The sequence below is a fragment of the Leucobacter komagatae genome, assembly GCF_000834055.1.
Taxonomy (GTDB): Bacteria; Actinomycetota; Actinomycetes; order Actinomycetales; family Microbacteriaceae; genus Leucobacter; species Leucobacter komagatae_A.
Map to the genome: position 1 here is coordinate 17,314 of NZ_JXSQ01000004.1, position 21,206 is coordinate 38,519.

Annotated in this window: 17 protein-coding genes and 1 pseudogene; 7 read left to right on the forward strand and 11 right to left on the reverse strand. The window is 67.7% G+C overall.

The annotated features are described in order from the left end of the window. Positions 1–10: 10 nt before the first annotated feature. Entirely contained in the window at positions 11–1,495 is a 1,485-nt protein-coding gene (locus tag SD72_RS04300) for a GuaB1 family IMP dehydrogenase-related protein (RefSeq protein ID WP_042543223.1), read from the reverse strand. A gap of 131 nt (positions 1,496–1,626) precedes the next feature. Here SD72_RS04300 and mscL point away from each other — a divergent pair, with 131 nt between their 5' ends. Continuing rightward, complete coding sequence (gene mscL, locus SD72_RS04305) at positions 1,627–2,088, forward strand: large-conductance mechanosensitive channel protein MscL (RefSeq protein ID WP_042543224.1); 462 nt, start codon at positions 1,627–1,629, stop codon at positions 2,086–2,088. Between the two features lie 75 nt (positions 2,089–2,163). Here the strand turns inward: mscL and SD72_RS04310 are convergent. The 5 genes and pseudogenes from SD72_RS04310 to SD72_RS04330 form a co-directional block, all read right to left on the reverse strand. Continuing rightward, positions 2,164–3,563: pseudogene (locus SD72_RS04310) on the reverse strand (dipeptidase). A 358-nt stretch (positions 3,564–3,921) separates the two neighbouring features. Continuing rightward, on the reverse strand, positions 3,922–4,698 hold the full coding sequence (locus SD72_RS04315) for a glycerophosphodiester phosphodiesterase family protein (RefSeq protein ID WP_042543225.1): 777 nt from the start codon (positions 4,696–4,698) through the stop codon (positions 3,922–3,924). A 59-nt stretch (positions 4,699–4,757) separates the two neighbouring features. Next, entirely contained in the window at positions 4,758–4,946 is a 189-nt protein-coding gene (locus SD72_RS04320; protein WP_042543226.1) for a hypothetical protein, read from the reverse strand. A gap of 141 nt (positions 4,947–5,087) precedes the next feature. Beyond that, entirely contained in the window at positions 5,088–6,563 is a 1,476-nt protein-coding gene (locus SD72_RS04325) for an MFS transporter (RefSeq protein ID WP_084766772.1), read from the reverse strand. Between the two features lie 108 nt (positions 6,564–6,671). Next, positions 6,672–8,075 carry an amidase gene (locus tag SD72_RS04330; protein ID WP_042543227.1) on the reverse strand — a complete coding sequence of 468 codons (1,404 nt, stop codon included), beginning with the start codon at positions 8,073–8,075 and terminating at the stop codon, positions 6,672–6,674. Between the two features lie 37 nt (positions 8,076–8,112). Between SD72_RS04330 and SD72_RS04335 the strand changes: the two genes are divergently transcribed. Together SD72_RS04335 and SD72_RS04340 are read left to right on the forward strand one after the other, a co-directional pair. Further along, positions 8,113–8,760, forward strand: coding sequence for a TetR/AcrR family transcriptional regulator C-terminal domain-containing protein (locus SD72_RS04335; RefSeq protein WP_042543228.1), 648 nt, complete (start codon positions 8,113–8,115; stop codon positions 8,758–8,760). Beyond that, entirely contained in the window at positions 8,747–9,673 is a 927-nt protein-coding gene (locus SD72_RS04340) for an alpha/beta fold hydrolase (RefSeq protein WP_042543229.1), read from the forward strand. Before SD72_RS04335 ends, SD72_RS04340 begins: the two co-directional genes overlap by 14 nt. On the opposite strand, the gene SD72_RS04345 is transcribed toward SD72_RS04340, so the two are convergent. Next, a complete protein-coding gene (locus SD72_RS04345; RefSeq protein ID WP_042543230.1) occupies positions 9,657–10,520 on the reverse strand; it encodes an SDR family NAD(P)-dependent oxidoreductase in 864 nt (287 codons plus the stop codon). The two genes, SD72_RS04340 and SD72_RS04345, sit on opposite strands and share 17 nt — an antisense overlap. A gap of 32 nt (positions 10,521–10,552) precedes the next feature. Beyond that, positions 10,553–12,226: an FAD-binding oxidoreductase gene (locus tag SD72_RS04350; protein ID WP_042543231.1), complete on the reverse strand. Its 1,674-nt coding sequence runs from the start codon at positions 12,224–12,226 to the stop codon at positions 10,553–10,555. A gap of 17 nt (positions 12,227–12,243) precedes the next feature. Here SD72_RS04350 and SD72_RS04355 point away from each other — a divergent pair, with 17 nt between their 5' ends. Both SD72_RS04355 and SD72_RS04360 read left to right on the forward strand, forming a co-directional pair. Next, the gene (locus SD72_RS04355; protein WP_052492462.1) at positions 12,244–12,894 is read left to right on the forward strand and encodes a TetR/AcrR family transcriptional regulator; all 651 of its coding nucleotides are present in this window, start codon (positions 12,244–12,246) and stop codon (positions 12,892–12,894) included. 39 nt (positions 12,895–12,933) lie between these two features. Next, complete coding sequence (locus SD72_RS04360; protein WP_042543232.1) at positions 12,934–14,577, forward strand: glycerol-3-phosphate dehydrogenase/oxidase; 1,644 nt, start codon at positions 12,934–12,936, stop codon at positions 14,575–14,577. A gap of 23 nt (positions 14,578–14,600) precedes the next feature. Here SD72_RS04360 and SD72_RS04365 read toward each other — a convergent pair whose 3' ends face one another. Then, positions 14,601–15,986, reverse strand: coding sequence for an MFS transporter (locus SD72_RS04365; RefSeq protein ID WP_198141855.1), 1,386 nt, complete (start codon positions 15,984–15,986; stop codon positions 14,601–14,603). A gap of 422 nt (positions 15,987–16,408) precedes the next feature. Between SD72_RS04365 and SD72_RS04370 the strand changes: the two genes are divergently transcribed. Both SD72_RS04370 and SD72_RS04375 read left to right on the forward strand, forming a co-directional pair. After that, on the forward strand, positions 16,409–17,281 hold the full coding sequence (locus tag SD72_RS04370; protein ID WP_042543233.1) for a crotonase/enoyl-CoA hydratase family protein: 873 nt from the start codon (positions 16,409–16,411) through the stop codon (positions 17,279–17,281). A gap of 19 nt (positions 17,282–17,300) precedes the next feature. Then, entirely contained in the window at positions 17,301–18,932 is a 1,632-nt protein-coding gene (locus tag SD72_RS04375; protein ID WP_042543234.1) for a class I adenylate-forming enzyme family protein, read from the forward strand. 99 nt (positions 18,933–19,031) lie between these two features. Here SD72_RS04375 and SD72_RS04380 read toward each other — a convergent pair whose 3' ends face one another. Together SD72_RS04380 and SD72_RS04385 are read right to left on the reverse strand one after the other, a co-directional pair. Beyond that, positions 19,032–20,183 (reverse strand): acyl-CoA dehydrogenase family protein, encoded by a 1,152-nt coding sequence (locus SD72_RS04380; RefSeq protein WP_042543235.1) that lies wholly within the window; start codon positions 20,181–20,183, stop codon positions 19,032–19,034. Positions 20,184–20,299: 116 nt separating this feature from the next. Further along, positions 20,300–21,130 carry a LuxR C-terminal-related transcriptional regulator gene (locus SD72_RS04385; protein WP_042543236.1) on the reverse strand — a complete coding sequence of 277 codons (831 nt, stop codon included), beginning with the start codon at positions 21,128–21,130 and terminating at the stop codon, positions 20,300–20,302. Positions 21,131–21,206: the final 76 nt, after the last annotated feature.

Genomic DNA, 21,206 nt, shown 5'->3' on the forward strand with positions numbered 1-21,206 from the left:
CCGGACTGGCCTACCAGGACACGGGGAGAGCTTTGCCCTCCTCGTAACCGGCGGCTGACTGCAGCCCGACTCGAGCGTTCCGTCTGAACTCCTCAAGCGTCGCAGCCCCAGCGTAGGTAAACGAGGAGCGCACGCCGGAGGTGATCATGTCGACGAGGTCCTCGACGCTTGGCCGTTGCGGGTCGAGATAGATTTTCGACGACGAGATGCCCTCGGCAAAGAGTTCCTTGCGGGCGCGCTCGTAGGCGTCGAGCTTGGAGAAGCGTCCGGTGACAGCCTTCGTCGATGCCATCCCCCACGACTCCTTGTACTGCCGACCGTCGCTGTCGGTTGCGAGCTCCCCCGGCGACTCGGCTGTGCCAGCGAACCACGACCCGATCATTACCGATCCTGCCCCGGCCGCAAGTGCGAGCGCCACGTCACGCGGGTAGCGCACTCCCCCGTCGGCCCACACGTGTGCGCCGAGCTCCCGCGCGGCCTCCGCGGTCTCGAGCACGGCGGAGAACTGCGGGCGCCCAACGGCCGTCATCATGCGTGTTGTGCACATCGCCCCCGGGCCAACGCCCACCTTCAGGATCGTGGCCCCGGCGTTCACGAGGTCGTGAACGCCGTCGTGGGTGACAATGTTGCCTGCGACGATCGGCAGCCCGAGGCGGAGCGCGGAGATCTCAGTCAGTGCGCGGAGCATGGATTCCTGGTGCCCGTGCGCGGTGTCGACGACGAGCACGTCAGCCCCGGCGGCTGCAAGCGCGCGAGCTTTTCCGGCTGCGTCGCCGTTGATGCCGACAGCGACGGCTACGGCGAGGCGGCCGTCTCCATCGAGCGCTGGGCGGTACATCGAGGTGCGCAGGGCGGACCGCCGCGAGAGCACGCCGACGACGGTTGCGCCGTCAGTAATGATGGCTGCGGGGCTTCCCCCGTCGCCCAGCAGCGCGTCGACGGCGTCGAAGACCGCGCGGGGGTCGGCCGCTGTGCCGCCGAGGTCGCCAATGTCGAGGACGGGTGGCGCCCCGACGGTGAGATCGCCGAGCCGCGCATCGCTCGGCACGACCTGGAGCCGCGTCGCTGAGAGCACACCGCGGACGTCGCTCACTGCGAGCGAGCCGCCGTTGCCGCGCACGCCAACGACGATGCTCTGCCCCGCCGCGGACGGGATGAGCTTGAGCGCATCAGCAGCGGTCTGTTCCGGCGAGAGCACAACTGGGCTGTCAAACGACACGGGCTGCGCCTTCACCCACGCGATCGCGTCTGCGAGCGGCTCAACGGCCATGTCTTGCGGGAGCACCCCGAGGCCGCCGCGCCGGGCGAGCACGGCTGCGAGGCGTGGCCCAGTCACCGAGTTCATGTTTGCCGACACCAGCGGGATTGTTGCTGGGGTGCCGTCTGACGGGGTGAGATCCACCGCGAGGCGGCTCGTGACCGCGGATCTGCGCGGCACGAGGAAGACGTCGGAATAGGTGAGATCGAGGGAAGGCTGGGCGCCAATAAACTCCATGTCGCCAGGCTACAGCGCGTCTCTCTGCGGCGTCACAGGGTCGCGTATCCTAGCGAGAAGCAATACATTAGTGGCGAACCATCACCCACAAAACGCCTAGACCATTCACGCAAGACACAAAGGGGAAGCACATGTTCAAAGGGTTCAAGGAGTTCCTGCTCCGCGGCAACGTCATCGACCTCGCCGTAGCGGTCGTCATCGGTGCGGCGTTCAACGCTGTCGTCGAGAAGGTCGTGAGCTCGCTCATCACGCCGCTCATCGGCATGTTCTTCGAAGCAGACTCCCTCGACACCGCACTGCTCGTCGACCTACCCCGCGGCGGCACGATCGCATTCGGCGCGCTCATCGGCGCGCTCATCAACTTCCTCATCGTCGCGGCTGTTGTCTACTTCGTCTTCATCGTCCCGATGAACGAGCTCCGCAAGCGCACGATGCCCGTCGTCGAAGAGGCCACGGGCGAGACCGAGCAGGAGCTGCTCGCGCAGATCCGCGACCTGCTGCAGGCGCAGAAGGGCGAACTGCCAGCCGCGTCAACACCGGCAGCAACGACCACTGCGTCCGCTGCACACGCGGAAACCCCCGAGGCCAAGTAACCTCACGCACACAGGGGCGGTGGTGGATCCAAGATCCACCACCGCCCCTGTCGCATTTACTAGCTGTGTCGCTTACTACAGGCCCGTGTTCATGCGCGCGAGGAAGATCGCCTCGGTTGCGAGCACCTTGCGGTAGGACTCCAGGTGGAGCGACTCATTCGGCGAGTGCGGCCGGCTGTCCGGATCCTCAACACCCGTCACGAGGATCTCAGCCTTCGGGAACTCCTCGACGAGGTCGGCGATGAACGGAATCGATCCACCAATCCCCATATCGATCGGCGCGCGACCAAAGCCAGCTCCATCGCAGCACGGATGTGTGCGACAGCCGGGCCAGTGGTATCGACGCTGAAGGAGTGGCCGAGGCCCGGATCCTCAAACGAAAGCTTCGCGCCGAACGGTGCGTGCTTCGTGAGGTGGCCCGTGAGCGCGTCGTAGAACTCCTGCGGGTCCTGGCCAGGCGCGACGCGTGCCGAAATCCGCACCGTCACACTCGGAATCAGGGTGTTCGATGCGTTCGCGATGTCAGGGGCGTCGATGCCCGTGACCGTGATCGCTGGCTGCGCCCACATCCGTGAGAGGATCTCACCGCGCCCGATGGGCGACACCCCGTCAAGCAGCCCCGACTCCTCACGAAGCCGCGCCTCGTCATACTCGGGTGTGGTGAGGTCGGCGCTCGTGAGCCCCTCGACCGCAACCGCCCCGTCCTCGTCCCAGAGCGTGCCGAGCAGCTTCACCGCTGCGAGCATCGCGTCGGGGATTGCGCCACCAAACATGCCGGAGTGCGTCGCGTGCGCCATCGTGTCGATCTTCACGTTGAACGCGACGGCGCCGCGCAGGGCGACCGTGAGCGCAGGCGTATCAATGTCCCAGTTGCCGGAATCGGCGACGATGATCGCGTCGGCCGCGAGCTCGTCCCGGTTCTCGCGCAGGAAGTTGCCGAACGACTGCGAGGCCCACTCCTCCTCGCCCTCGATGAACACGGCAAGCCCGAGATCGAAGTCGTCGCCTGCCGTGGCCTTCAGCGCGCGGATCGCGCTGACGTGTGCCATCACACCCGCCTTGTCGTCGGCTGCTCCGCGAGCGAACAGGCGGTCGCCGCGCTGGGTCGGTTCGAAGGGCGGGGTGTCCCACTCTTCGTCTTTCCCGGGGGGCTGCACGTCATGGTGCGCGTAGAGCAGCACGGTTGGCGCGCCGTTCTTCGGGGCACGCCGCGCGATGACCGCCGGATGGCCGAGCTCGGGATCAGCTTCGTTCTCCTGCCCGTCGACGGGCGCACGCCGGATGTCGACGAAGTCGAACACGCCGGTCGATCGCATCAGGTCAGCTACCTTCTCGGCGCTCGCCTGCACGTGCGCCGGGTCGAAGGCGGGCCACGACACGGAGGGGATGCGCACAAGTTCGCACAGCTCCGCGATGGTTGTTTCGAACGCCCCGTCAATGTGCTGTTTGATGCCAGTTTCGAGCGCTTCGCTCATCGGATCTCCTTTGTCGCCGTTCGGGCGCCGTCCCGGCAGGGGCGCGCCATCATCACCTCTTAAGCCTAGCGAGGGCTGCTTCTGCTTTGATGGTGTTAGCGGATGATCATTCCCCACCCCATTCGTGGTCGGCTACGACCGACCACCGACCCCAAAGGACACACTATGTGCGCACGCGTCACCTGCGAAACCTGTTCAAAGCCAACCTGGGCCGGCTGCGGCGAGCACATCGAGACCGCGCTCGAGGGCGTCGCGCAGGCGGATCGCTGCAGCTGCGCACGCTAACTGCGTCGGTGGCCACGGGGTGGGCGCGCACTGTCACCGGTGCGCCCCGCTCCTCGCTAGCCGCGGGCCGCGGCTAGCGGAACAGCCCCACGGCGACGTCGGCGCGATCAGTGATCAGCCCGTCAACCCCTTGCCGCGCGAGTGACAGCATGTGCTCTGACGCGTTCACCGTCCAGACGTGCACCTCGACACCTCGCGTGTGTGCCTCATTGAGCAGCCTGTCGCTGAGCACCCGCACCGGCCCCTGCCGTTCGGGGATCTGCAGCGCATCCACGCCGCTGAAAGCTCGATCGAGCAGCGCCTTGGAGCGCATCGCGACGGCCGTGAGGATCCGCACGATTGCGCGCTGCCCCGCCCCCGTTGCCGGCCGCACCCCTGAGGCGGCGCGCGCGGCGGCGAGCGAGCGAAGCCGCAGCGCCTCCGAGAAGCTGCCGATGAGTACTCGATCGGGGGCGAGCTGTCCGACGATGGCGCCGGCTGGTTCGGCGACGGCAGCGGACTTCATGTCGATATTGAATCGCGCTTCGGGGAAATCCGTGACGGCCTCGTCTAGCGTGAGCAGCCCTCCGCGCAGCTCCATGAGTTCGGCGAGTTCGGCGTAATCCACGGCGCTCACGCGGCGCGGGTCCCCCAGCGTTCGCGTGAGCGTCGCATCGTGGAACAGCACGACCCTGCCGTCGGCGGTGAGCTGGCAGTCGGACTCGACGAAGTCGACGCCGGCAGCGAGTGCGGCCGCGATGGCTTCGCGGGAGTTCTCGACGACTCCCGCGCTGGCACTGGCCGCGGACACGAAACCTCGGTGCCCGAAGATGCGGGGTTTTGGGCCTTCCCCGAAAAATGGGTGCGACATGGCTCCAGCATAGATCGCGAGCCCGCGCCGAGCGAGAGCTGCGTGCAACCGGGTGCCGGCTATTGGCCGCGCGGCGCGTCCTCGCTCACCGCAGTGGCGTGAACTTGCGGAACCGACAGCACCGTCTGGGTTGCCTGGTTGATGAGCAGGAACCCCCCGAGTGCTGCGAGAAGCGCCAACAGACACGCTGTGACGAGCGCGGCTGCGACGAACGTAGACGGCTGCTTTAACACCTCTGGGAAGCTCATACTCCCATCGTTGCGTCCGCGCGGCCTCCGCGCGTCAGTCTTGGGTATGAACCGCGTAGTACCCAGGTGCCACAGTGCGGGGCACTGCGCCGAACCCCCTTCCGTGCACTGCGCAGTACACGGCGCCGTGCGCTGCGCCGGTTACGACGTCACTTTCGCCCGCTGCTGGCGGTCTCGGGGAAGCAATGCGGCCGCAGCGATGGCTCCGGCAGCCGCGAGCGCTGCGGCAACGAGGAAGGCTGAACGGAACGTCGCAAAGTCTGGCGTTCCCCCGTCGCCGGTGATGATCGACGCGACAATCTGCGTCGCGAACGCACCGCCGACGGCGCGGGCGATCGTGATGAGCGCGGTCGATACGCCGACCTCGTGCTCGTTTGCCCCGACAGCTGCTGCCGCGTAGACCACGGTTGATGCTGCGGCTGCACCGATCCCGGCGAAGACGAGTGCGCCGATGATGAGTATCGGGGCCGCGCCGACCGCTGCGAGCGCTGCGCCAGTAGCAAGCGACGCCATCGCAACCCAGCCGACGAGGCGTGCCGATCGGCGCTGCGCAAGTTTCCCTGCGAGCACCGAGGCGATGACACCTGCCGCGTAGGCCGCTGTGAGGTAATACCCTGTGGTGGTCGCACTCGCGCCGAGCCCGAAGCCCGTCTCGACGGGCTGCCCAATCAGTTGGGGCACGAGGAATACTAGCGGCGCGTACCCCGCACCAATGGCGACACCAACGGCAACCGACCCACCAACGGCTCGCGTAGCAAGCGTCGAAACATCGATCATGGGTTCGCGGACACGGCGCTCCACCCATGTCCACGCGGCGAACAGCACCGCGGCTCCCGCGAAGTACCCGAGCGTCAGCGGCGCTCCCCAACCGAGCGTTGATGTGCTCGACAACGCGAAGACGAGCACCACGAGGGCGAGCGCGAACACGCTCGCACCGAGCCAGTCCGTGCGAGCCGGCGCCGCATCGCCGCGCGCATCCGAGTCGCCAGTCTTGGCCTGCCCGCGTCGTGCTGCCGCGAAGAACAGGGCACCGCCGAGCGCGACGAGTCCGGTGGGAACGGCATAGAGCACGGCGCGCGATGTGGCGTCGATGATGGGCCCCGCGATGAGCACGCCGAGGCCCGCCCCCGCGATACTCATGGAGACGAGCACCCCAGAGGCCGTCTTGATCTGCTCGGCCGGAAAGAGCTGTCGCAGCGCGACGAACCCGACGGGAATGATGCCGAGCGCGAACCCCTGGAGCGCTTGCCCGACGATGAAGGTGGGAAACGTCGGGCCGAAGGCGGACGTGAGGCCGCCCGCGATCACAATGGCGAGCAGCCATGCGAGGGTCTTGTTTGCCCCGTGGACGTCTGCGAGCCTCCCAGCGAGTGGGGTCACGATGACGGTGATGACGGTGGGGACGACGCTCGCGAGCGCACCTGTCGCCGCGTCAACGCCGAAGTCGCGTTGGAGCTGCGGCAGTACAGGGAGCACAAAGCCCTCGAGCGATGCCGCGGCGAGCACGATGACGGCGAGCCCCGCGAGTGCGACGGCCCGCGTGGCGGCGCGGCCAGCTTCGCGTGCGGGAGCGTGCGGGGGTTCGGGTGCGACGACGCTGTCGACAGTTGGTTGCATGGGGTTCCTATCTGGGCTGGGCTGGGCTGGGCTGGGCTGGGAAGCACTGGGTTGGGCTTGGTGCGTGCGGGAGTGAGCGGGCGGAGCGCGCGAGTGGTGCTGCTGGCCTCAGGGGAGCTGGGGCTGGCGCGTACGCCAGGGCGCGGCAGCTTCGAGTTGTGCGCTGACGGCGAGGAGGAGCTGATCCATGCCCCATTTCGCGGTGAGCATCACCCCGATGGGGATGCCGCTCTGCGTCCAGCCAAGCGGCAGGCTGATGGCGGGGAACCCGGTCGCGTTCGCAAGGATGGTGTTGCCGGTGAAGGCCGTCATCGCAGCGAGTTCGGCAGCAGGGTCGGGGTCATTGCGCAGCGAGCCGACGCGCGCCGGCAGTTGGGTGATGGTGGGCTGCACCACGATGTCAGCGTCGCTGAATCGGTCGGCCCACGCTCCAGCGCTCGCCTGCACGCTGAGGAGGGCGGCGGCGCACTCAGCGCTGTCCGCGGCACGCGCGCGGGAGCGGAGGTGGCGGACGATCGGGCGCAGTTCGTGTTCCCTGCCAGCTGGGACGGGCTTCGCACCAGCAAGCGCGCTAAACAGCACGGTGAAGGCTTCAACGAACGCGTTGTCCGTCGGCTGCGTCAGCGCGGTGACGCTGTGTCCGAGTGTTGCGAGCAGTGTGCCGGCTGCTTCGGTTGCTGCCGCCACGGCTGGGTCGACCTCGCCGCCAGATACGGACCCGGTCGCGACGGCGATGCGGAGTTTGCCCGGTGGCACGTCGCAGACTGCGAGGAAGCCGTTTCGGGCTGCTGGGTGGACTGTTCCGACTGGCGCAGCTGCGGCGAGCACGTCGAGCATCGCTGCCGTATCGCGGACGGTGACCGCGATCGGCCCCTTCGTGGAGAGGCCGAGGCCGTCGGAGCCCGCGAGCCCGCCTGTGAGCAGGCCGCGGCTGGGTTTGAGGCCAACGACCCCGCACGCACTCGCCGGTGAGCGGAGTGAGCCCGCTGTGTCGCTCCCCTGCGCCACCGGGACGAGGCGCGCGGCGACCGCTGCCGCCGCGCCACCGCTCGACCCTGCGGCCGAGCGGTCGAGCGCGTGCGGGGAGCGGCTGGGCGCGGCCACCTCCGGTTCGGTATAGCAGGCCGCCCCGAATTCGGGGACGGTGGTCTTCCCGATCCACACGAGCGCTGCGTGGTCAATCACCCGAACGATGACGTCATCGGTCGTGGGGATCCAGTCACGGTAGAGCGCTGAGCCGAGGGTGGTGCGCACACCGGCGGTGGCTTCGAGGTCTTTGATCGCTGTCGGGACACCTGCGAGGGGTCCGGCGTCGCCGTCGTCGATTGCCTGTTGTGCGCGACGCGCTGCGTTTCCGGCCCGTTCGTGGGCGATTGTGGTGAATGCTCCAACGGTGTCGCTGCTGCGCTCTGCGCGCTCAAGTGCCAGGCGAGTAACTTCGGCGACACCAAGCTCGCGGCGGGAGAACGCTGCGGCGAGCTCGAGGCCGCTGAGATTTTCAAGGGGGTCCATTGTTCCATTTCGTTACGCGTAACGGTATTGTTGCATCATGGTAACCCATACACCCCCAAGCGCAAGGGCTGGCCGCCCGCAGGCCGTCTCAACCGCGGCGATCCACGCCGCCGCCGCCCGCATCGCAGATGATTCCGGTCTCGAAGCAGTGTCGTTTCGCGCCCTCGGCGATGCGCTCGGCGTATCGGCAATGTCGATCCACCGCGCAACGGGCGGCATCGACGCGCTCCGGCACGCCCTCATCGCCGAACTCGTCGAAGACGCGATCGGCGACACCGAGTGGCCAGAGGGCGACTGGCTCGCGTTCGTCACGACCTTCGCGTACGGCCTGCACGACCTGCTCATGCGGCACCCGCTCGTGCTCGAGGCGCACCGCAAGGCTGCGCTCGACACCCCAGGGGCCAACGATGTCGCGCACCGCGTCGTCGACGCGCTGCGCACGGCCGGCCTCTCCCCAGAGGAAGCCGCGTACGGCTACGCTGCCGTGCACGATTTCGTGACTGGGCACGTTGCGATCCGCCTCGGACGCGGCGAACTCGAGCTGCTCATGATCGATCCGAAGCAGCGGGAGGTGTCGGTGTTTGCCGAGCATCACGACAGCGATCGACGCTTCGCCGCCGGCCTGCGCATGGTGCTCGACGGGATTCTCGCCGCAGCGGATCGGAACACGCGTGCCGGGCAGTAGCGGGGCAGGCCCCGAGTCCAAGCCGGACGACCCCCCACCCACCCGCACGATTGTCCGGGCTGGCCGCACCGTCGCATTTACGGTGCTCGGCGACCCGCGCGGCACACCGATCCTCGCAGCACACGGCTCCCCTGGCTCGCGCTACCAGCTCCTCCCGCTCCACGAGGAGGCGCGCACCGCAGGCGTGCGTATCATCGCGCTCGACCGCCCGGGTGTTGGCGGCACCTCGGCTGCGAAGCGCAGCCACCGCGCCAGTGATACCCGCTTTGGTGGGGCGGCTGCCCTCGACGCCGTAGCCGTGCTCGACGCGTTGGGTGTCGCGCAGGCCACGGCACTCGGCTTTTCCGGTGGGGCCGGGTACGCGCTCGAACTCGCCCGCAGCTTCCCCAGCCGGATCGCGCGCGTCGTGCTCGCCTGCGGCATGGTCCCCGGCGCGCCGCGCGCAGCGCTCGCGAGGCGCATACCGATCGTGTCAACCCTCTACACCGTCGCGAGATTCGCGCCGCTGCTCGCCACTGCGATGCTCGATGGCAGGGGCCCGTTTCGTTCGACACGCGCAGCGAACACGGCCGCGTGGCCCGCGGCGGATCGCGCGGTGATGGCCGACGCCGCCGTGCAGGAGACCCTCGCAGCCGATCGTGAGGCGAGCGCCAGCAACGGATCACGGCCAGCGGTCGAAGACCTCCGCATCACGCGCCGCAGCTACCCGCTCCAAGAGGTGCACCAACCGGTGACCCTGCTCCACGGCTCAGCCGACGGGAACGTGCCCATCGGCGTCGCAAGGTGGGCTGCGGCGACGCTGCCGAACGCGCAGCTCATCGAGCTGCCGCAACTCGGCCACTACTTCGCGGTCACCCACCCTGGCGTGGTGATCTCGGCGCTCACCGCTGGCGGAGCTACTGCCGCCCGGTGAAGCGGTCCATCGACGAGTAAATCTTGAACACCCCGTCGCCGAGCACGTCCCACGCCCGCGTCGGGAGGAGACCGCGGAGAGCCATCGACACCTTCACCGACCACGGGCGCAGCACCATGGGGGTGCCCCTGAGCATGCCCGTCCAGGCGGCGTTCACCGCGTATTGGGGGCGCATGATGGGCGTGAGCAGCGGGCCACGCGCGCCAGCGAACATGCCCGTTGAGATGTAGCTCGGGCAGAACGTCGTTACCGCGACATGCGCGTTGTCCGTTCGGGTGAGTTCGAGGCGGAGGGATTCGCTCCACCCAATCAGCGCCCACTTTGACGATGCATACACGCTCATCCGCGGATTCGCGAGAGTCCCGGCGGCTGATGCGATGTTGAGGATCCGCTTGCCCCTCGTCCGGTCCGCGATCATCGCCGGGAGAAACTCTCGCGTGATCCACATCGGCGCGAGCGCGTTGATGCGCATGGTGAGCTCGATGTCGCGCTCCTGGTCGTGTTCCCAGAACAGCGCGCCACGCACAATGCCGGCGTTGTTCACAACAATGTCGGGGTCTCCGAGCTCCTCACGCACGCGCGCCGCTGCGGCGACGACCGCGTCACGGTCCGAGATGTCGACAGCGTACGCGCGGACATCAGGGCCAGCCCCCACTGCCCGCCCGTGCGCGTTGTTCAGCTCAGCGGCGAGCGCTTCCGCGCGCGCTTCGTCGACGTCCCACAACGCAATCGCGCGCGCCCCCTCGCGGGCCGCTCGCCGCGCGTAGAGTTCTCCCATACCGCGGGCGGCCCCGGTGATGAGCACGGTGGATCCCGGGATGACTGATTGCTTCAGCTTCGTTGCCATTGCTACCAACTAACTCTCGCGCAGATCGCGAGCTAGACGAGTTTGCCCGGGTTCATGATGCCCGCCGGGTCGAGTTCGTGCTTCACGGCTCGGAGCACGTTCACGCCGAGCGGCCCGATCTCTGCCGGGAGCATCGCCGCGTGTTCCGTGCCGACCGCGTGATGGTGGGTGATGGTCGCGCCTGCGGCGAGAATGGCAGCGTTTGCCGCCGCCTTGACCCGGTCGTATTGCGCGATCGGGTCAGCTTCGGCCCCCGCGATGAAGGTGTAGTACAGCGAGGCGCCGTCGCGGTACACGTGGGAGATGTGGCCCTGCACGGCGGCCGGTCGCGTCTCTGCACCGCCCGGGCCTGCTGCGAGCGCGGAGCGAATGGCCTCTGCAACTCTGGTGTGCGTTTCGGCGAGCTTCGTCCAGGTCGCGGCGGTTTCGAGGGTGTCGACCATCACCCCGATAGTGAGCAGTTCGTCGCGCAGCCGGGGCGAGCCGAAGCGGCCACGATCCCACGCCTCAGCGGGAGCTGTCGTCGCCGAGACCCCACCGTGCGACTTCAGGATCCGCACGGCGCGTTTGTGGCGCCGCTTCGTGTCGCTCCCCGTGCCCTCCCACACGCCGAGCAGCAGCGCCGGGGTCTCGATGCCGCGAGCGCGAAGCCATCTGCGGAGCAGCCGAACGGCGGCGCCGTCTGTCTGCGCGAGCGTGAGTTCGGTCTCCTCCTCGTCGCTCAGTCTGCAGACATCCGGGAGGTCGCCTGCCCCGCCGTCTTGCGCGAGGGCTCGGATGGCCGCAGCTCCCGCTTCGAACGAGGGGAACGCCCACGCCCCGTACGTCTTGTGGGTGACGCGCGGCTTGATCGCGACGGTGACCTCGGTGATAACTCCGAGCGTTCCCTCGCTGCCGATCACGAGGTGCTTGAGGTCCGGGCCTGCGGCCGATGCCGGTGCCCGGCCGCCGAGGGCGAGTTGACCGCGCGGGGTTTCCAGCGTGATTGCGGTGATGAGTTCGGCGATCGCCCCGTAGCCGGTCGATGCTTGGCCGGCTGAGCGGGTGGCGGCATACCCGCCGAGTGTGGCCTGTTGGTGCGACTGGGGGATGTGTCCGAGCGTGTAGCCGTGATCGGCGAGCGCGCGTTCGAGCGCTGGCCCGCGGATCCCTGCCTCGAATGTCGCTGTCCGGTCGACCTCGTTCAGCGAGATGAGCGCGTCGAGGCGGGTGAGGTCGAGGGCGATGACGGCCGAGTGGCTCCCGCGGAGTGGGGTTACCCCGCCGACGACGCTTGACCCGCCGCCGAATGGCACAACGGCGATCCCGTGCGCCGAGCAGGCGTGAAGAATTGGTGCGACCTCGTCGCGCGCGCCCGGGCTTACGACGGCGTCGGGGAAGGCGAGCGGGGTGCCTGCTCGCTGCCTGAGTAGGTCGGGGGTGTGTTTGCCCGCCGCATGGCGAACCCTGTCAGCTGGGTCTTGTGACACGGTGCCGCTGCCTGCCGCAGCTGCGAGGGCACCGAGGGCTTCGGCGCCCAGGGAGGACTCTGGCACGCTCGCAGCTGTCGCGGGTGGAGGTGGCGGCGCGATCTCCACGTCGGGGTCGATGCCGAGGCGCTCGGCAAGTACCTGCCGGGCGCCGGCCGGGAGCACGCCACCCGGGGTGAAGGGCGCCCAACCCCACCAGGGCGATTCGGGGACACTCGCGGTAATATCAGCGGCCATACGTTACAGTGTGACACATGGAAGCACATCGTCACAGGGGCAGTTCACTCGCGACGCGAGACGAGGCCATCCTTGACGCGGTCTCCCAGGGGCTTCGGCGCTACGGGCCGCGCAAGCTCACCGCGCAAGACGTCGCCGACACCGCCGGTATCTCGCGCATGACGCTGTATCGGGCGATGGGGAGCATGGACAACGCGATTCTGCTCGCGCTCACGAGGGAGTTCTCAAGGGCCGTCGCCCAGCTGCGCGCCACCCTCCCCGACACTGACGGCGCGACCAGGCTCGCGGTGTTCCTCGGGGCGGGAGCGCGCGCCTTCGTCGAGTCGGAGCTCATCGCCTCGGTGATCGCGCACCAGCCTGAACTCGTGGAGCCCTACCTCAGCGGGCGTCTCGGGCGCAGCCAGGAGATTGTGCTCGCCACGATCGAGGACCTCTTGCGCGCCGGCAGGGTCGACGGCTCCGTTCCCGAGCACGCTCCCTCGGCGCTCACGCTGCTCCTGCTTGTTCGCGGAGTGGCGCTCGGAGCACACCTGTTGCCGTCGGAGGCCGACTTCGATCGCTGCTGCTCCGAGCTCTCCGACACGATCGCTGCCGCACTCGGGGCCCGGCCGCTCGGCGCGCGGGCGCTCGACGAGCTCGTCACCGCTGGCGAGGCGGTTCACAGCTAGACACGACGACCGCGGTAGCGCGGCAGAGACGGGGGCGCAATGTTCGACGCACGACCGGGAGACCTCAACGCTGCGAGCCGTGCCGCCGCGCTCGCGCACCTCACCGATCACGAAGTCGACGTGCTCGTGATCGGCGGCGGCATCACCGGAGCTGGCGTCGCGCTCGACGCCGCAACGCGCGGGCTGACTGTCGGCCTCGTCGAGGCACGCGATCTGGCGAGCGGAACGAGCGGCTTCAGCTCAAAGCTTGTCCACGGCGGGCTGCGCTATCTCGCGAAGGGTGACGTCGCACTCGCCTGGGAGTCGGCCGTTGAACGAGAAGCGCTCATGCGGCGGATCGCACCGCACCTCGTGCAGTCGCGAGCATTTCTTGTGCCGCGGTTTTCCGGCGGCGGCCTGCGCGGGCGACTCGAGGACGCCCTCACCGAGACCGGCATCCGCCTCGCAGACGTGTTTCGGGCCGGGAGCAGGCTCCCCTCAGGCATCCTCCCCCGGCCGCGCCGGATCGACGCCCGCGCCGCACGGCTGCTCGCACCGCAGCTGCGTGCGCGCGGGCTGCGCGGTGGGCTCGTGTACTGGGACGGTGCCGTCGAGGACGACGCCAGGCTCGTCGTGGCGCTCGCGCGCACCGCGGCGCGACACGGGGCGCACGTTGTCACCGGGTGCCGCGCACTCCGTGCCACCGCACGCGACGTATGGGTCGACGACGGCACGGGGAGCGAGCGCCTGCTCCGCGCGCGCGCCGTGATCAACGCAGCCGGGGTGTGGGCCGACGCCTTTGCCCCAGGCTTGCCGCTCACGCCCAGCAGGGGAACCCACCTCGTGTTCGACTCAGCGCGGCTGGGGAACCCGCAGGCCGTGATGACGGCCCCGGTACCCGGCCACTTCGGACGGTACGTCTTCATCTTGCCGCAGTCGAATGGCCTGAGCTACCTCGGGCTGACCGATGAGCTCGCGCCCGGGGCCGATGGGTACGAGCCCGGGGTGCCTGAGGAAGACATCGACTTCCTGTTGCGGATCGCGAACGCGTCGCTCGATACCGCACTCGACCGCTCCGATGTGCTCAGCTCGTTCGCCGGGCTGCGGCCGCTCGTTGGCGGCGGGGCAGACTCCGCCTCCGCCTCGCGCAGGCATCTGGTGCTCGACACCCCCGGCGCCCCGATCACCGTGACCGGGGGGAAACTCACCGTATACCGACGCATGGCGGAGGATGCCGTCGATGCCGCTGTCGCGCGCCTCGGCGAATCGCCGCACGACCGGCCGGCGGTATCGCGGCGGGTGCCAGTGCTCGGCTCCCCCGGCTCCGAACCGGGCTACCGGTCGCCAGGCAACGCACGACCGGCCCTCGCCTGGCCAGGGCCGGATCCGAACGGCGTGATCGCGGCGCGCTTGCGGCGCCGCTACGGCTGGGAGTCCTCGCGGGTCGCGGCCATCGCGGCGGCCGACGCCGCGCTGCAAGAAGAGGTGACTGCGGGTGCGGGCGTGACCGGCGCAGAAGTGGCATTCGCGGCGCTCGCCGAGGGGGCAGCATCCCCGGCAGACGTGCTCGAGCGACGCACCCGCCTCGCCTTGCGTCCCGAGCTCGCTGCGGCCGCGGCCGGCCCTGTGGAATCGATACTCGCGCGGACGCTTCAGGACGCGGCGCTGGAAGACCAGCGGCCGCGCCCTGAGGGCGAGGAGTAGGCATCCAACTTGGACGCCGTAGCTCAGCGCTTGCTTCGTCGCTCCGGCACCACCTGCACCTGCCCGGTGAGCGCGCGTTCGCTTGCCTCAGCGCTTCGGGCGAAATCCGATGGGCGCAGGAGCAAGAGCCCGATGATCGAGATCAGCGCGGTACCGACGAAGAAAATCACCGGCGACGAAATGTTGCCAGTTCCCGCGATGAGCGCCGTCGAGATCATGGGCGCGCTGCCACCGAAAATCGCCACTGGCAGGTTGTAGGAGACCGCGATCCCCGTTGACCTAATGTGCGTTGGCAGCAGCTCGGTCATCACCGCGTATGGCGTCGACGAGTACAGCCCGAAGGTGAGCGCGACGGCGAGCAACGGCGCAATGAACGACGCCGGCGTCGCGTCTTGCGCGGCCATAAAGAACCAAATCAGCGCGCCGGTCGCGAGGATCGACAGCACGAGCAAGAACGGCTTGCGCCCATATTTGTCGGTGAAGATGCCGCCGAACGGCATCACCACAGCGCCGAGCGTGCTCGCCACGAACACGTAGACCAGCGTCGTGCCCGAGTCGAACCCGAGCGTGTTCGACATGTACGTCGACGCGAAGGTGAGCAGCAGGTAGAACATCGAAGCGAGCAGCGTGATGATCGCAGCAACGAGCGCGAGCGCACGCTTCCACGCGAAGACCTCGCGCAGTGGCGCCGCCGACGTCGTGCCGTGGCTCACGAGTTGCCGAAACTCGGGGCTGTCCTCGAGCTTCATCCTGATGTACAGCGCGATCAATCCGAGCGGCCCCGCGACGAGGAACGGGATTCGCCAGCCACCGTCGTGCATGGCGTCTGGTCCGAGGAGGAAAATCATGCTGTTCGCAACGAGGCCGCCGAGCACCAGGCCGAGGACCGCGGTGGTCATCAGCCAACTCGTTGAGTACCCTCGCCGCCCAGGCCCGGCATACTCGGCGATGAAGCTCGTGACCGTGCCGATCTCCCCGCCAGCAGAGAACCCCTGCACGCATCGCACGAGCACGAGCAGCGCGGGAGCGACCCAGCCGACGCTGGCTGTTGTTGGGAGCAGCCCGATCGCGAACGTCGCCCCGGCCATGAGGAGCAACACGATCATGAGGGTGCGTTTGCGCCCGATCTTGTCCGCGAGCGGCCCAAAGAACAGGCCACCAAGCGGGCGCACGAAGAAGCTCAGTGCGAATACCGCGAAGCTACTAATGAGACTTACAGCTGGGTTGTCGCTCGCAAAGAACGCCTGCCCAATGTAGATCGCGAGAAAACCGTACACGCCGTAGTCGTACCACTCGATGAGGTGGCCGACAATCGCACCGAAAAACGCCTTGCGGCGCCCCCTGCTTGGGCCGCCAGCACCGGGGCCTGTGGGGTGCGCAGTTGCCGTGTGGTCGGGCATCGTTGCCATGGACTTCGCCTGCTTTCTGTTGGGTGTGTGGACGATCCGGGCGCAGCGCGCACGTCTCCCCCGCGCCACGCGGGGCGCGGGCGCGGGATGCTGGGGTTGCCAGCGTGCGGTCGCGGGCGCTCGACTCTGAGCACCCCTGCCGAGCGCGTCCGCTGGAAGCGGGGAGATTCCCCTGCGGGGCACGGCTGTGGTCGACCAAGACAACACGGTTGCATGCGGCCCACTGGGCCACCTCTTCATCACCTGTTTACAACCTGTTGACTTGCTTCACTATAAGCAGGAACGATTACACACGCAACCGTTGTGCTCAAAAGCGACTTTTGCCTTGACCGTTGGCGCCCAACCGTGCCACCATGCAGATGAGCGCAGAGCATTCGCGCCAGCCGCAGTGCCGCGGCAAGCCCACCCCTGGAGGATCCTCAATGACGAGCCAGAACGCAGTTCTGTACGACGTGCGCGACCGCAAGGCCTACCTCACCCTGAACCGCCCAGAACGGCTCAACGCGATCACGCAGTCGATGGGCGAAGAGCTCTCGGCGGCCGTCGCGCGCGCCAACGCGGACAGCGACGTGCGGGTCATCATCGTGCAGGGAGCAGGTCGCTCGTTCAGCTCCGGCTACGACCTCAAGATCTATGCCGAAGCCGGCGTCGACAACCAGGGGCCCGAGTGGGACCCCATCGTCGACTACGCACAGATGAGTGCGAACACGAACAACTTCTTCAGCCTGTGGCGCTCACTCAAACCGACAATCGCGAAGGTGCACGGCCATGCCGTCGCTGGCGGCAGCGACATCGCGCTGAGCTGCGACATCATCATCATGGCCGAAGACGCCCAGATCGGGTACATGCCTGCGAGAGTCTGGGGCTGCCCGACCACGGCAATGTGGGTGTACCGCCTCGGAGCCGAGAAGGCGAAGCGGATGCTCCTCACCGGCGACACCATCTCGGGAACGCAGGCAGCCGAGTGGGGGCTTGTGCTCGAAGCTGTGCCGAGCAGCACACTCGACGAGGCCGTTGAAGCACTCGCCGACCGCATGTCGACGGTTCCGAGTAACCAACTCGCGATGCAGAAACTCATGGTGAATCAGGCCTACGACAACATGGGGTTGCAAAGCACCCAAACGCTCGCGACGCTCTTCGACGGCATCACCAGACACTCACCCGAGGGCCAGTGGTTCATGCGATTCGCGCAAACCCACGGCTTCCATGCCGCAACGAAGTGGCGTGACTCTGGCGGCCTCATTCCCAACGGCGGTGGCCCCCTCCCAAGCGACGAGGACATCGCTGACCGTTAAGCAGACGAAGGAGTGCCCGATGCAGCTCACCACCTCGCACTACGCGGCAGACACGAGCCGCCCCGTCCTCGAACTCACGCTCGGCGCGCTCCTGCGCCAGGCGGCGGCAGACAGCCCAGACAAGCAGGCCCTCATCGCAATCGCACCCGTCACCCCGGCACGAACGTGGACATACCGCGAACTGCTCGACGATACGGAGCGAGCCGCGACCTGGCTGCTCGACCGGTTCCCCGCTGGCAGCCACATCGCCGTGTGGGCAGCGAACGAGCCAGAATGGTTGATCCTCCAGGGTGCGACGGCGCTCGCCGGGATGACCCTTGTCACCGCGAACCCCGCGCTGCGGGCAACCGAGCTCGCCCACGTGCTTGACGCGTCACACGCGACCGCCGTCGCGTTCTCGGCAGAAGTGCGGGGAACCGCTATGGCTGACATCCTCTACGAAGCACTCGACCGCATCCGTGTGCGACGCGCTGGGACAGTACGCACGATCCCCTCGCTGATCCCGTTTGCTGGCTGGCACGAGGCGATCCGCAAGGTGACTGCCGCCCCGGACCGCTTCCCTTCGGTGCACCCGAGCGACCCCATCCAATTACAGTTCACCTCAGGCACAACGGGGCTGCCGAAGCCAGCCCAGCTCTCACACCGCGCAATGATCACGAACGCTGACTTTGTGAACGCGCGATCCGGCTACGAATCAGAGAGCATTTCCGTCTCACCGCTGCCGCTCTTTCACACCGCAGGATCGGGTCTCGCGGGTTTTGGCACCTTCCTCTTGCGCGGCACGCTCGTGCTCTGCAGGGTGTTCGATCCTGCGCTCGTACTCGATGCCATCGAGCGGTACCGGGCAACCGACGTGCGGATGGTCCCCGCCATGTTCCGCGCCGTGTTTCCCGAGATCAACGTTCGAGCACCCATCCTCACCAGTCTCCGGCTGTGTTCCTCGGGCGGCGACTCGCTCCCCATCGAGCTGAGCCGAGAGATCGAGCGTATCTTTGGCGTGCCGCTCACCACGGTCTACGGGCAGACTGAGCTGAGCCCGATCCTCACCCAAACTGCCCCCTCAGACCCGGTCGACATCCGCTGGAACAGTGCGGGGGCGCCGCTGCCGCAGGTTGAGGTGAAAGTCGTCATGCCCGATACCGGCGAGACCGCAGCCATCGGGGTGCCGGGCGAGATCTGCGCACGCGGCTATCAGGTGATCGATGGGTACTTCGAGATGCCCGAAGCGACGCGTGAACTCATCGATAACGACGGGTGGCTTCACACGGGAGACCTCGGCTTCCTCAGCGCAGACGGCAATCTCACCGTCACCGGCCGCCTCAAAGACCTCATTATTCGCGGCGGCGAAAACCTGTACCCGAAAGAGATCGAGGCCGCCATCCAGGAGCATCCGCGCATCGCGCTCGCAGCGGTGATCGGCCTCCCAGACGAGCAGTGGGGCGAAGTCGTCGCCGCGGTCGTCGAAGCGAGCGACGACAGCGTGCCGGTGCCCGCCGCCGAGCTGCGGCACTTCCTCGCAGACCGGCTCGCCCCGCAGAAGATCCCTGCGCGGTGGTTCCGAGGCGCGCGCCTCCCTGCCAACGCGATGGGCAAGGTGCAGAAATTCCGGCTCCGCGAGCAGGTGCTTGCGGGTACGTTCGCGGAGCTCTAGCCGCACCTATAGCTGCAGCTGCAGCACGCTCCGGCCTGCGCCGAGCGGCCGGCGTGCCCTCCCGGGTTGGAGGGCACGCCGCACGAGAACGCGAGCCGCCTAGGAGACCCCGAGGGAACGCGCGATGAGCATGAGCTGCACCTCGTTCGTGCCCTCGCCGATCTCAAGAATCTTCGAGTCACGGTAGTGGCGGGCCACAGAGAACTCGTTCATGAACCCGTTGCCGCCAAAAATCTGGGTCGCGTCGCGCGCGTTGTCCATCGCGGCATCAGAGCCAGTGAGCTTCGCGATGGCCGCCTCGGTCTTGAACGGCTTCCCAGCGGCACACAACCTGGCGGCGTGGTGCCACGCAAGGCGCGCGTTGTGCACACGCAGCTGCATCCTTGCGAGCGTGAACTGGATGTGCTGGCGGCTCGACAGCGGCTCACCGAACACGACGCGCTGCTTCGAATACGCGACAGCGTCATTGAGGCACCCCTCTGCGGCTCCCGTCGCGAGTGCGCCGACCGCGATCCGCCCCTCGTCGAGGGTCCGCAGGAAGTTCGCGAAGCCCCTGCCGCGCTCGCCGAGGAGGTTTGCCTCAGGCACGCGCACGTCGGTGAACGTGAGCGGGTGCGTATCAGACGCGTTCCAACCGACCTTGTCGTATGCGGGCTCGACCGTGAAACCGGGGGTGCCGTTTGGCACGATGATCGTCGAGAGTTCCTTGCGGCCGTTGTTCTCGCCCGTGACGGCGATGACGGTGACGAACTTCGTGATGTCGGTGCCCGAGTTCGTGATGAACTGCTTCGAGCCGTTGATCACCCATTCCCCGTTCTCAAGCCGCGCGGTCGTGCGGGTTGCTCCCGCGTCCGAGCCTGCCTCTGGCTCCGTGAGCCCGAAGCCCGCGAGCGCCCGCCCTGCGAGCAGGTCGGGCAAGAGCTCCGCTTTCTGCGCGTCGGTGCCGAAGTTGAAGATCGGCATTGCGCCGAGCCCAACGCCAGCCTCGAGGGTGATAGCAATGGACTGATCAACGCGCGCGAGCGCCTCGATCGCGAGGCACAGTGCGAAGTAGTCGCCGCCCTGCCCGCCGACCTCCTCGGGAAACGGCAGCCCGAACAGTCCGAGGTCGCCCATCTGCCCAACGACGTCGAGCGGGAGCGTGTGCGTGCGATCCGCCTCGTAGGAAATCGGTGCGACAACCTCCTCAGCGAACTCTCGCACCATGCCCGCGAGAGCCTGCTCTTCCTCGGTCAGGTTGTAGTTTTCCATCAAAACACTCCTCTGTATTTTCTACTGTGCAATCGCATGGTGGCGATCTTCATCGCTGCTTGGGATGACGGGAACTCCACAAGCACGTTTTGGGGGCCGGGGGCCGGCCGGCAGCGTCACGGGAGCTGGCCGGAGCTGCGGGCGAGGGCGACGCACTCGACGCGGTTGTGCGCGCCAAACTTTCGCATCGCCGCGCGCAGGTAGCTCTTCACGGTCTCAAGTTCAAGGTTGAGGCGTTCGCCGATCTCGCGGTTACTCAGCCCCAGGGCGACGAGCGCGAGCACGTCAACCTCACGCGCGGACAGCACGGGGCTGTCGCCGTGCACCTCGGGGGTGAGCTTCGCAAGAATCGCCTGCAGTTCGGCCTGCGCCGTCGGGTCGTCCATGCTGCGGGCGAACTCACGCAAATCCGCAAACGCGACGCGCACCTGTTCCCACTCACGATCCGTCGGCGCTGATCTCACTGACCGAAGATACTCAGCGGTCTCAACTGCCTGGGTCTGCTTCGTGACCGCGTCGTCGACTGCGACACGAAACGCGATCGCACCTGCAGCTTGACTGACGCTCTTCACCTCAGCCTCAGTGAAGGATCCAGCATGCCTCCGCGCCCCATAGACGATGCCGCGCGCCTCACCGTCGATCACGATCGGGAGTGCCGCGACCGACCGAAGATCCTCCGCGGCGACCGCGCGGTCGTAGTCGCGGGAGATTGACGTGTCGTGTAGGTAGTCGGGCGCAACGGCCGGAATCGCGTGCGCGAAGGCGAGACCTCCGAGGCCCGCTCCCCTGCGAATCACGAGCCCGTTGAGGGCTGTGGTGCGCACACCGACCGTGTGCGTGATTGTGAAGCGATCCGCATCCGGCGCGGTGTAGCCGCCGAAGAGCACATCAAGGCGCGTGGTCTCCTGCGCCCCACTGAGCGCACCAGCGATCCCGGAGCCCTTCACCGTTCAGCCCTGCCGAACCGTGCCCCGAGGAAGCCCGCTTCGCGTAGCTCCTGGATCATGGGACCTCCTTCCCAGC